The sequence below is a fragment of the Priestia sp. D3YE.R1 genome (assembly GCF_049199565.1).
GTDB classification, from domain to species: Bacteria; Bacillota; Bacilli; order Bacillales; family Bacillaceae_H; genus Priestia; species Priestia aryabhattai.
Map to the genome: position 1 here is coordinate 348,875 of NZ_JBLTHW010000001.1, position 12,352 is coordinate 361,226.

A 12,352-nucleotide genomic window follows, 5' to 3' on the forward strand; every position below is an offset into this window, starting at 1 on the left:
ATGTCAGAACAGCTAGTAACAATTAACGTACAACTTGATGATTCAAACGAAGCCATTTCATTATTTGGCGTACAAGATGCGAATTTAAAGCGAATTGAAGAAGAAATGCAGGTCTCGATCATTTCAAGAGGTGAGACTGTTGTAGTCTCCGGAAGTACAGAAAATGTTCAGCTAGTGGAAGAAATGCTTAAAAAGTTACTGAACATTATCCGAAAAAATATTTCCATATCTGAACGAGATGTTGTGTATGCGATTCAATTAGCTAAGAAAAATTCTCTTGAGTTTTTTGAAGATGTATATGAAGAAGAGATTGGTAAAAATGTAAAAGGTAAGACTATTCGTGTTAAGACATTAGGACAAAGTCAATACATTTCTGCTATTAAGAAAAATGATTTGGTATTTGGAATTGGGCCTGCTGGTACGGGTAAAACGTATTTAGCCGTTGTCATGGCTGTTAATGCTCTTAAAAATGGTCACGTACAGCGTATTATTTTAACACGTCCTGCTGTTGAAGCAGGTGAAAGTCTTGGCTTCTTGCCAGGAGATTTGAAAGAAAAAGTAGATCCGTATTTGCGGCCTCTGTACGATGCATTACATGATGTATTAGGAACAGAACATACGCAACGCCTAATCGAACGCGGAGTTATTGAAATAGCACCCCTTGCTTATATGCGAGGTCGTACATTAGATGATGCGTTTGTTATCTTAGACGAAGCACAAAACACCACGATGGCGCAAATGAAGATGTTTTTAACACGACTAGGATTTGGGTCTAAAATGGTGATTACAGGAGATATTTCACAAATTGATTTACCAAAAGGAGCTCAGTCTGGTCTAGCGGCTGTCTCGAAAATCCTGACCAATGTTAAAGGTATTTCGTTTGTTCATCTAGAACAGTCAGATGTTGTGCGCCATCCACTTGTGGGACGCATCATTCAAGCGTACGAACACGCTGACCAAAAGACCCTTTCTTAATAGGGTCTATTTTTTGTAAAAGGGGGTACGTTTGTGTCAACGTTTCGGATAATCAAGCAAACAATGGCACAGATCGAGCGATTACGGTTAATTCAAATTGGGTTATATGCCTTGTTAGGTATAATGATGTTTGCGTCTATGTATAGCAATGTAAAGCCGCAGGAATTAGATCTTAGACTACTGTCTATTTCCCCGCAAACCATTTACTCACCCGTTACCATTGAAGATAAAGAGAGCACAGAGAGAAAACGGGCAGAGGCAGAACAAGCCGTTGAAGATGTGTATACACAAAAAACAGAATACGCACAGAACCAAGTCGATCTTGTTGCATCTATTTTTGATGCGATGATGGAAGTTAATACAGAATATGAAAAAGAAGATCATGAAGATGACAGTATCGATGCCGTATTAAAAACTAAACAAAAAATGCTAGAGGACAAGCTTCCTGAAGATATTCAAAAAAACTTGCCAAAGGATACCATTAAGCAGCTTCTTCAGTCTTCTAACAGTGATTTATCGATTGCGAAAGACGCTGTAGTCACAGCCGTTCATCATGTGATGAAAGATCAAGTGAAGATTAGCGATGTAGAAGAGAAAAAAGACCAGGTAGAAGGTCAGCTTGTTTACACCAATGTCAGCAACTCCCTAAAGGATTCAATGAATGCCATTGCGAAATTTGCTATTATTCCAAATGTGATTTATGATCCCAAAAAAACAGCTGAAAACCGTCAAGCAGCTGTGGAAAAAGTGGAGCCTGTTCGAATCAAACAAGGCCAGATTATTGTAGAAGAAAATCAGCTTATTAATCCTGATATATATCGTCAGCTCCAGCTCGCGGGATTGTTGAATAACAAAGGATCTATTCAGCCTTTTGCGGGATTAGCTTTGCTGATTGTGATGATGATAGCCGGCCTCATTTACTATTTGCGTGAATTTCACACCAAGACATATCAGCCCTTGCTGTTGTACGTATTGGTAGCAACCATTACGATTGGCCTCATGAAAATCTTAAGCTTGTTTCAGCAAATTGATTTATCGGAAATTGGTTTCTTAGCCCCGGTTGCGGTGGGAGGTTTGCTGATTCGAATTTTAATGGATGAACGCATTGCTATTTTATCAAGCATTGTATTTGCTATTTGTGGAAGTATTATTTTTAATGGTGAATTGACAACCTCGTTTAATATGAACATTGGGATCTACTTTTTAATTAGCAATATTGCTGCTATTTTATTTTTAAGCAGGCAGCACAGGCGTTCACGGATTTTGCAGGCAGGTCTATTTGTGGCCATGGTAAACGTAATTATTAGCTTTGCTATTATTTTTATTAAAAATGGCCAAATTGGTACTGTAGAGCTTGGCTATTACAGCATGATGTCAATTGCATCTGGTGTTATTGCTTCCGTTTTAGCTATAGGTTTGCTTCCGTTTTTTGAAAGTGGATTTGGCATTTTATCTACGATGAAGCTGATTGAATTATCGAGTCCTAATCATCCGCTATTACGTAAAATTTTAACCGAAACACCGGGAACGTATCATCACAGTGTAATGGTGGCAAACTTATCTGAAGCGGCGTGCGAAACGATAGGAGCTAATGGTTTATTAGCGAGAGTGGGGGCTTATTACCACGATATTGGTAAAACGAAGCGACCGCAGTATTTTATTGAAAATCAAATGAATATTACCAATCCGCATGATAAACTAAGTCCGAAGACTAGTAAAAATATTATAATCGCACATGCTACAGATGGAGCTACCATTTTGCGAAATCACAAGTTTCCAAAAGAGATTGTAGATATTGCAGAGCAGCATCACGGAACGACCCTGCTTAAGTTTTTCTATCATAAGGCACTTGAACAAACAGAAGAAAAAATTGATGAAAAAGAATATCGCTATCCTGGACCAAAGCCTCAGTCAAAAGAAGCAGCGGTTATTTGCATAGCTGATAGTGTAGAAGCAGCCGTAAGGTCAATGTCCAATCCAACTCCGGAAAAGATTGAGAACTTGGTGCGAAATATTATTAAAGATCGCTTGCAGGATGAGCAGCTTAGCGAGTGTAACGTAACGCTCAAAGAGCTAGAGTTAATTCGCCAAGCACTATGTGAAACTTTAAATGGGATTTTTCATTCCCGAATTGAATATCCAGAGATAAAAAAAGAGAAGGTGAAGGTATGAGTTTAGTTATTGATTTTATTGATGAAACAAACGAAGTGAGTAAAGAGCAGCAAAAAGAGCTTGAGCAGCTGCTTGAAGCCGCTGCTATATATGAAAATCTGCAAGAGGATGCAGAAGTATCCGTTACATTTGTGGATAATGATCGAATTCAAGAAATCAATCATCAATACCGCCATAAAAATCAGCCAACGGATGTAATATCGTTTGCGCTAGAAGAAATGGGCGAAGATGAAATGCAAATTATCGGAGATGAGATGCCAAGAGTCCTAGGGGACATTGTCATTTCGATTCCAAAAGCTCATGAGCAAGCAGAAGAATACAACCACTCGTTTATGAGGGAGCTAGGCTTCTTAACGGTTCACGGTTTCTTGCACTTGCTTGGATATGACCATGAAACATCAGAAGATGAAAAAGAGATGTTTACACGTCAAAAAGATATTTTAGAACAATATGGACTCTCGCGATAAAAAAGGGATAGCTAAAGTTGTCAGTAGCTTTGGTTATGCAATAGAAGGGTTTCTCTATGTTTGTAAAACACAGAGAAATATGCAAATTCACGTAGCAGCTTCTTTCATCGTCCTTCTCTTGGGCGCCGTGCTGTCAATTACAGCTGGTGAATGGACGGTTGTGCTGCTTCTGATTGCAGGCATGTTCAGCTTAGAGTTAATGAATACAGCGGTTGAAAAAGTTGTCGATTTAGTTTCTCCTGAATATCACATACTAGCAAAACACGCAAAAGATGCAGCCGCAGCCGCGGTGTTGGTCTATGCGTGTTTTGCTGTCCTTATAGGAGGAATTATTTTCTTAAAGTATTTGTTTTAAAAAGGATTCTTTTTGGTTCTTTACACCCCCGTGGTATAATAAAAAAGGACAAGTTAAAAGACATGTAGAAGCGCAAAAGGAGAGCGAATAAATGGATAAGACCGGACTGATTGATGAGGCGAAAAAAGCTCGTGAAATGGCTTATGTACCGTATTCAAAATTTAAAGTTGGTGCAGCTTTATTGACGAAAGATGGAAAGGTTTATCGCGGCTGCAATATTGAAAATGCAGCTTATAGCATGTGCAATTGTGCTGAGCGTACGGCTTTATTTAAAGCTTATTCAGAAGGAGATAAAGAGTATGCAGCACTTGCTGTAGTAGCTGATACTGATCGTCCTGTTTCTCCGTGTGGAGCATGCAGACAAGTAATCTCTGAGCTTTGTCCAAAAGAAATGAAAGTTATATTAACCAATTTAAAAAATGACATACAAGAACTAACTGTGGAAGAATTACTTCCAGGAGCATTTTCATCGGAGGATTTACATGAGTAATAATGAATTTAAGTCAGGTTTTGTTTCAATTATTGGAAGACCAAACGTAGGGAAATCAACTTTTTTGAACCGAGTAATTGGTCAAAAGATTGCGATTATGAGTGACAAACCGCAAACAACTAGAAATAAAATTCAGGGTGTATACACGGAAGATCAGGCGCAAATTGTGTTTATTGATACACCAGGAATTCATAAACCAAAGCATAAATTAGGCGACTTTATGATGAAGGTAGCGCAAAATACGCTTAAAGAAGTAGATTTAATTTTATTTATGATTAACGCAACAGAAGGCTTAGGTCGAGGCGATGAATTTATTATCGAGCGTTTAAAGGATACAAAAACGCCTGTTTTCCTTGTGATTAATAAAATTGATGAAATTCATCCAGACGAATTGTTTTCAATTATCACGAACTATAAAGACTTATATCCTTTTGCTGAAATTGTGCCAATTTCAGCTTTACAAGGAAATAACGTGGAGCGTTTGCTTGATCAAATCAAGCAGCGATTGCCGGAAGGTCCGCAATATTACCCGGCAGATCAGGTAACAGATCATCCAGAGCGCTTTATTATTACGGAATTAATTCGTGAAAAAGTGCTGCATGCAACGAGGGAAGAAATACCTCATTCTATTGCCGTTGTGATGGATTCTATGCAAAGACGAGATAATGGCGCTGTTTACGTCGGGGCTACAATTATCGTCGAAAGAGATTCACAAAAAGGCATCGTAATTGGAAAGCAAGGAAAGATGTTAAAAGAGGTAGGAAGAAAAGCAAGAGCAGACATTGAAGCCCTTTTAGGTTCAAAAGTATTTTTAGAACTATGGGTAAAAGTGCAAAAAGATTGGCGGAACCGAGCGTCGCATCTCCGTGACTTTGGATTTAGAGAAGACGAATATTAATCATTTGAGTTCTTGTTTGCGTCGATTTATATCCCTTCATAAAAGAAGGTAATTTGTAAAAAATTGTGTTACATGATTTTACGTCGGAAGGCTATTCTAAACATAAGGAATTGAAATATGTATCTGATCTTTATGGTTAGAAAGGTGGGAGTTCTATGTTGAATTTTACTTGGAACATTTTTTCACAAACAGGTAGCATTGATACTTATCTCATTTTTAAGGAACTTGAAAATGAAGTGAAAGAAAGACCCGAAACATATGAGGACAACAGCGAAAGTCTCAATTCTCCCTTGTCTTAGCCTTCTGTAAGATGGCGGTGATGATGATTGTTTAAAAAGTGTGAAGGAATTGTCATTCGAACGAATGATTACGGTGAATCAAATAAAATTGTCACCATTTATTCACGTGAACTCGGAAAAGTGGGTCTTATGGCAAGAGGGGCAAAAAAGCCCAGTAGTCGCTTAGCTTCCGTCACACAATTATTTACGTATGGATACTTTTTTATACAAGCAGGTTCAGGAATGGGTACTCTCCATCAAGGAGAAGTTATCTCATCTATGAGAAGCATACGCGAAGATATCTTCACAACAGCGTATGCTTCTTATATTCTTGAATTAACAGATAAAGCTACTGAGAACAATAAACCAAATCCATTTCTATTTGAACTGCTGCACCAAACCATTCATTATATGAACGAAGAGTATGATGCAGAGATCTTAACATTTATTTATGAAATGAAAATGTTAAACGTTCTAGGCCTTCATCCTACATTAAATGAATGTGCAGTCTGTCATCAAGGTGAAGGAACATTTCATTTTTCCATTCGAGAAGGCGGGTTTATTTGTCATCGATGCTTAGAAAAAGATCCTTATCATTTGAAAATTAGTCCGATGACGGTTAAACTATTAAGGCTATTTTATTACATCGATTTAAAGCGGTTAGGTTCTATTTCTGTTAAGCCCGAAACAAAAAAACAACTAAAATTTGTAATTGATCAATATTACGAAGAATATTCGGGATTGTTTTTAAAAACAAAGCGGTTTTTGAATCAGATGGAGTCTTTAAAACACTCGCTCTCTGATGAGAAATAGAAAAGATAATCAGTGATATGCAAGGAATTGCTGTCGCTAGGGTGCCTCGTAGTATGTAGGGGACACCCTTTTTACTGTGGAGCAAAGAGGTAGTTTCACTTTTTGTAAGCGTAATGTCTGCTTTTTTTGAGAAGCCGTGGTAAAATAAACGGCATTCTAAAAAGATAAAATGCTAAAATTAATAAGTTATAGCTTTTACTTTTGCTTAAAAAGTATATAATGTTTTATAAATAGTATGTCACATTTAATGATTAGGTGGTGAGTACAATCGAACTGAATAAACGACAAGAACAAATTTTACAAATTGTGAAAGATGAAGGCCCTATTACAGGCGAACATATTGCAGATCAGCTTAGTCTTACTCGGGCAACGCTAAGACCCGACCTTGCTATTTTAACAATGGCCGGCTATTTAGAAGCGCGACCCCGCGTAGGTTACTTTTACACAGGTAAAACAGGAGCACAGCTTCTTACAGATAAAATAAAAAAAATACAGGTGCAAGAATATCAGTCTATCCCGGTAGTCGTGAACGAAAATGTGTCGGTATATGATGCTATTTGTACAATGTTTCTAGAAGACGTGGGGACCCTTTTTGTAGTGGATGAGAAATCTCAGCTAGTGGGAGTACTGTCGCGTAAAGATTTATTGCGCGCGAGTATTGGAAAGCAAGAGCTAACATCTATTCCTGTTCATATTATCATGACGAGAATGCCCAACATTACATATTGCTATCGCGAAGATTTGTTAATTGATATTGCTAAGATTTTAATTGAAAAACAGATTGATGCTATGCCCGTTATTAAAGAGGGAGACGGCAATTTTGAAGTGGTGGGACGCATTACCAAAACAAATATTACAAAATTACTAGTAGCATTAGCAAATGATGAAGTATTATAAGTGAAAAAGGATTAAAAAGGGGATGCACAAAATATGAACAACCCATGTCTTTATGTCATTTCGGATTCTGTAGGTGAGACAGCTGAACTAGTTGTAAAGGCTGCCTCAAGTCAGTTCAATATGACAGACTTTGTAATTAAAAGAGTACCTTACGTAGAGGACATCGCAACACTTTCAGAAGTGGTTTCAGTAGCAAAGATGAACAACGCTATTATTGGCTTTACGTTAGTAAAGCCCGAAATGAGAGAATTTTTAATTCAAGAAGCGTCTAAGAACGGGGTAGAGGTATTTGATATTATTGGACCTTTAATTGATAAAATTCAATCTTCTTATCAACTTTCTCCTCGCTATGAGCCTGGTATGGCTAGAAAATTAGACGAAGATTATTTTAAGAAAGTAGAAGCGATTGAATTTGCAGTGAAATATGATGATGGGCGTGACCCGAGAGGAATTCTTAGAGCGGATATCGTATTAATCGGTGTATCAAGGACGTCTAAAACACCTCTTTCTCAATTTTTAGCACACAAGCGTTTGAAAGTAGCCAATGTTCCGATTGTACCTGAGGTAGATCCACCAGAAGAGCTGTTTCACGTATCACCTGAAAAGTGTATAGGGCTTACTATTAGTCCCGAAAAATTAAACGATATTCGTAAAGAGCGTTTAAAGTCTCTTGGTCTAAACGATAAAGCAATTTATGCTAATATTGGTCGTATTAAAGAAGAACTTGAATTTTTCCAAGGGATTGTAGATAAGATTGGCTGTGAAGTGGTTGACGTATCCAACAGAGCCGTAGAAGAAACAGCTGGTATCATTCTCAATACCATCAAAAAGAAATAAAAGATGGACCTCCTCCGTGCGTGACATAAAGGAGATTGCTTTCTTATGTTTGTATGCTGTAAGCCTAAGAAAATATACCAAAGATGAATATGACAGAACTTTTAAAAACAAGTGACTTTTGTATAGAAAATATAGGTTGTTTATATTATAATAAAAAATTGTGATAAAAAAGAATAGTTTTAGGTTTAGACTTTGTTAAGAACGAATAAACTATTTATATAAAAGTCAAGTCAAAATCGAAAAAAGTATTCGACAAATGCCATCTACAGGAAATAACAAATTGTTAGAAGGAATCTCTGGAGGGATGTAGAATACAGAGTTATAGTAAAAGAAAAAGTAAAGTTTTTGTCGATGCTGATGCATGCCCTGTTAAAGCAGAAATCGTTGAACTTACACATACATATGACATCGAGCTTGTGTTTGTTGCTTCCTATGCTCACATGCAAACAAATCCTACACCAGGAAAATGGGTCTATGTGGATGCAGAAAAGGAAGCCGCAGATTTATATATTTTAAATCACGCAGCCAAGCAGGATATTGTCGTAACTCAAGATACTGGCTTAGCAAGCATGTTAGTAAGTAGAGGGGTTTACGCACTGTCTCCTCGTGGAAAGTACTATAATGACGACGAAATGAATACGGTGCTTTTCTTTCGCTATGTTTCTGCAAAAGAGCGACGGTCAGGGCGTCATACTAAAGGCCCAAAGGCATTTAGTGAAGAAGATCGCCAGCATTTCATTCAAGCTTTTGAAAAAATGTTGTCGAAACTTGCAGGAATTTAGCACTTAGTGAAGAATATTATATGAAATACGGAGCTGTTACTATGGCAAATCGAATTCCTGATGAAGTAATCGACCGTATTCGGCATTCAGTAGATATTGTCGACGTCATAAGCGATTATGTACAACTAAAAAAACAAGGGCGCAATTATTTTGGACTCTGTCCGTTTCATGGGGAAAGCACACCATCTTTTTCAGTATCGCCTGATAAACAAATTTATCATTGCTTTGGATGCGGTGCAGGAGGGAATTCATTTTCATTCATAATGGAATTAGAAGGACTGTCCTTCACGGAAGCAGCTCAGCAGCTTGCTGAAAAAGGAGATATTCCTTTCGAACATGAGATACATCCTCATGAAGAAGATAATCAAAAGCCTAGCAATAAAATGATTGAAGCACACGAGCTTTTAAAGAAATTTTACCATCATTTATTGGTAAATACAAAAGAAGGCCAAGATGCTTATGATTATTTAATAAATCGAGGGTTTTCGCGAGAAATTATCGATGAATTTGAGATAGGTTTTGCTTTAGATTCGTGGGAATTTGTAAGTAAGTTCTTAACAAAACGTGGGTTTAATCCGCAAGAGATGGAACATGCAGGTTTAATCATTAAACGCAACCAAGATGAAACGTACTTTGATCGTTTTCGTGATCGAATTATGTTTCCTATTGCTGACTTGCAAGGCAAAACAATTGCATTTTCAGGGCGCCTGCTAAAAGAGATAAAAGGGCAGCCTAAATATTTAAACAGTCCCGAAACTTCTATTTTTAACAAAAGTCGCACACTCTACAACTTTCACCGCGCTAAAAAACATATACGCAAAAATCAGCAGGTTATTTTATTTGAAGGATTTGCAGATGTTATTTCAGCTGTTAAAGCGGGGTGCCCAAACGCAATTGCAACAATGGGAACTGCCTTAACCGAAGAACAAGCTAAGATTATTCGCCGAAATGTAGAGTCCGTTATCATTTGCTATGATGCAGATTCTGCCGGAATTGAAGCAGCGCACAAAGCAACTGCTATCTTAACAAATGTGGGTTGTACCGTTAAGATTGCTGTGATGCCGGATGGTTATGACCCGGATGATTATATTAAAGAATACGGGGCAGAGAAGTTTCAAAATGATGTTATTAATAGCAGCTTGACCTTTATGGCATTTCAAATGAGGTATCTCCGCCGAAAACGAAATCTACAAAATGAATCTGAACGTATGCAATACATTGAAGACGTTTTGAAAGAAATAAGCCTCCTTACGAAAGCTGTAGAGAGAGATCATTATTTACGCCAATTGGCACAAGAGTTTTCCATTTCATTAGATGCGCTTAAAGAACAGCAGTATCAAGTGTATCGAACTGAAAAAAAGAAAAAGGATAATGATTCTCCAAATCGAAATAATATAAATAGACAACCAGTCGTAAAGAGAAGCTTATTACCGGCTTATCAAAATGCAGAACGCTTTTTAATCGCTCATATGTTGAAAGATAAGGATGTAGCATTTAGAATTCAAGACCGACTTCAAGGTCAGTTCAATGTTGAGGAACATCGTGCGCTTGTTCTATATTTGTATGCTTATTACGAGGAAGGACACGAGCCTAATCCGAGCGGATTTATCGAACGGTTGCCCGAGTCTTCGTTGTCTAGTCTAGCTTCAGAATTGGCGATGATGTCAATCAATGATGAATTGTCGGAGCAAGCTTTGAATGATTATATCCAAACGATATTGATTTATCCACAAATGGTAGCGATAGAAAAAAAAGAAGCAGAAAAGCAAGAAGCAGAGCGTCAAAAAGATTATTTAAAAGCTGCGACAATAGCAATGGAAATTTTACAGTTAAAAAAAACGTTAAAATAAACGATGTTGCGTATTAGTCCCACTTTTAGAAGGTTTTCCTTAAAATTTTGGAAGGAGGGGATCTGATGGCTGAAAAATCAGCTCAATCAAAACAACTTGATTCAGATTTAACAATTGAACAAGTAAAAGATCAATTGACCGAAATCGGAAAAAAACGTGGTGTGCTCACATACGAAGAAATTGCAGAGCGTATGGCGAACTTCGAAATTGAATCCGATCAAATGGATGAATATTATGAATACCTTGGAGAACAAGGTGTTGAAGTAATGAGTGAATCTGAAGCAAATGATGACGATGCCGATCCCGATATTCAAGAACTGTCAAAAGAAGAAGAGTTTGATTTAAATGATTTAAGTGTACCTCCTGGTGTGAAAATTAATGATCCAGTTCGTATGTACTTAAAAGAAATCGGACGCGTTGACTTATTGTCGGCAGAGGAAGAAATCAATTTAGCAAAACGTATTGAAGAAGGCGATGAAGAAGCGAAACGTCGTCTTGCTGAAGCAAACTTACGTCTTGTTGTAAGTATCGCTAAACGCTATGTCGGGCGCGGTATGCTGTTTCTTGATTTAATTCAAGAAGGAAACATGGGCCTTATTAAAGCGGTAGAAAAATTTGATTATCGCAAAGGTTATAAATTCAGTACGTATGCGACATGGTGGATTCGTCAAGCCATTACTCGTGCAATTGCTGACCAAGCAAGAACGATTCGTATTCCCGTTCATATGGTTGAAACGATTAACAAGCTAATTCGTGTTCAACGTCAGCTTCTACAAGATTTAGGTCGCGAACCATCTCCTGAAGAAATTGCAGAAGATATGGACTTAACACCAGAAAAAGTTCGTGAAATCTTAAAAATTGCCCAAGAGCCGGTTTCTCTTGAAACACCAATTGGTGAGGAAGATGACTCTCATTTAGGTGACTTCATTGAAGACCAAGATGCAACATCACCTTCTGAACATGCTGCGTATGAATTATTAAAAGAGCAGTTAGAAGACGTCCTTGATACGTTAACAGATCGCGAAGAAAATGTTCTTAGACTCCGCTTTGGTCTGGACGATGGACGTACGCGTACACTTGAAGAAGTAGGAAAAGTATTTGGCGTAACGCGTGAGCGTATTCGTCAAATTGAAGCTAAAGCGCTTCGTAAGCTTCGTCACCCTAGCCGCAGCAAACGTTTAAAAGATTTCTTAGAATAGATAAAAGCGTAAATAGCGCTTATGAGATAGCTTCTTTCCTTGAGGAAAGGGGCTATCTATTTTTGTGGAATAAATTTCATAAAAACGCATTTTGAAGAAGTATATTGATTTTTTTACCAACTTTTCTTCTTTCATATATTTTACTGAATTGTCCTTCGTTTTGCAAATGCTCCTTTATATTCTTTTGTTATAGAACATAAGCTGTTCAAATTCCTTTTAAACATCCGAAAAATGGAATCGCTATCATTTTATTCATGCTTTGATTAGTATTCTTCTATTATAACATGAAAAAATTAAAACGTTTTAAAAGTTGAGAAAATTTACAAAAATGAATTATAA

General features: G+C 37.4%; 13 protein-coding genes. All 13 read left to right on the top strand.

Annotated elements, in window-relative coordinates; translation table 11 throughout:
- A complete protein-coding gene (locus tag ACOZIR_RS01780) occupies window positions 1-975 on the top strand; it encodes a PhoH family protein (protein WP_045292080.1) in 975 nt (324 codons plus the stop codon).
- Window positions 976-1,038: 63 nt separating this feature from the next.
- Window positions 1,039-3,147, top strand: a complete 2,109-nt coding sequence (locus ACOZIR_RS01785; RefSeq protein WP_415382821.1) for an HD family phosphohydrolase — start codon at window positions 1,039-1,041, stop codon at window positions 3,145-3,147.
- Complete coding sequence (gene ybeY / locus ACOZIR_RS01790) at window positions 3,144-3,614, top strand: rRNA maturation RNase YbeY (RefSeq protein ID WP_013085050.1); 471 nt, start codon at window positions 3,144-3,146, stop codon at window positions 3,612-3,614. The genes ACOZIR_RS01785 and ybeY overlap by 4 nt, the downstream gene beginning before the upstream one ends.
- Window positions 3,598-3,969, top strand: a complete 372-nt coding sequence (locus tag ACOZIR_RS01795) for a diacylglycerol kinase family protein (RefSeq protein ID WP_016765589.1) — start codon at window positions 3,598-3,600, stop codon at window positions 3,967-3,969. Before ybeY ends, ACOZIR_RS01795 begins: the two co-directional genes overlap by 17 nt.
- A gap of 91 nt (window positions 3,970-4,060) precedes the next feature.
- The gene (locus tag ACOZIR_RS01800) at window positions 4,061-4,459 is read left to right on the top strand and encodes a cytidine deaminase (protein ID WP_013059226.1); all 399 of its coding nucleotides are present in this window, start codon (window positions 4,061-4,063) and stop codon (window positions 4,457-4,459) included.
- Window positions 4,452-5,357 carry a GTPase Era gene (gene era, locus ACOZIR_RS01805; protein WP_013059225.1) on the top strand — a complete coding sequence of 302 codons (906 nt, stop codon included), beginning with the start codon at window positions 4,452-4,454 and terminating at the stop codon, window positions 5,355-5,357. Before ACOZIR_RS01800 ends, era begins: the two co-directional genes overlap by 8 nt.
- A 155-nt stretch (window positions 5,358-5,512) precedes the next feature.
- On the top strand, window positions 5,513-5,656 hold the full coding sequence (locus ACOZIR_RS01810) for a YqzL family protein (RefSeq protein ID WP_014458193.1): 144 nt from the start codon (window positions 5,513-5,515) through the stop codon (window positions 5,654-5,656).
- 27 nt (window positions 5,657-5,683) lie between these two features.
- A complete protein-coding gene (gene recO, locus ACOZIR_RS01815; protein ID WP_045292077.1) occupies window positions 5,684-6,448 on the top strand; it encodes a DNA repair protein RecO in 765 nt (254 codons plus the stop codon).
- A 258-nt stretch (window positions 6,449-6,706) separates the two neighbouring features.
- Window positions 6,707-7,345: a helix-turn-helix transcriptional regulator gene (locus ACOZIR_RS01820; RefSeq protein WP_025750542.1), complete on the top strand. Its 639-nt coding sequence runs from the start codon at window positions 6,707-6,709 to the stop codon at window positions 7,343-7,345.
- Window positions 7,346-7,378: 33 nt separating this feature from the next.
- Window positions 7,379-8,182 carry a pyruvate, water dikinase regulatory protein gene (locus tag ACOZIR_RS01825; RefSeq protein WP_013059222.1) on the top strand — a complete coding sequence of 268 codons (804 nt, stop codon included), beginning with the start codon at window positions 7,379-7,381 and terminating at the stop codon, window positions 8,180-8,182.
- A 311-nt stretch (window positions 8,183-8,493) separates the two neighbouring features.
- Entirely contained in the window at window positions 8,494-8,964 is a 471-nt protein-coding gene (locus ACOZIR_RS01830) for a YaiI/YqxD family protein (protein ID WP_028411643.1), read from the top strand.
- A 41-nt stretch (window positions 8,965-9,005) separates the two neighbouring features.
- Complete coding sequence (dnaG, locus tag ACOZIR_RS01835) at window positions 9,006-10,814, top strand: DNA primase (RefSeq protein WP_328120126.1); 1,809 nt, start codon at window positions 9,006-9,008, stop codon at window positions 10,812-10,814.
- Window positions 10,815-10,879: 65 nt separating this feature from the next.
- The gene (gene rpoD / locus ACOZIR_RS01840) at window positions 10,880-12,013 is read left to right on the top strand and encodes an RNA polymerase sigma factor RpoD (protein WP_013059219.1); all 1,134 of its coding nucleotides are present in this window, start codon (window positions 10,880-10,882) and stop codon (window positions 12,011-12,013) included.
- Window positions 12,014-12,352: the final 339 nt, after the last annotated feature.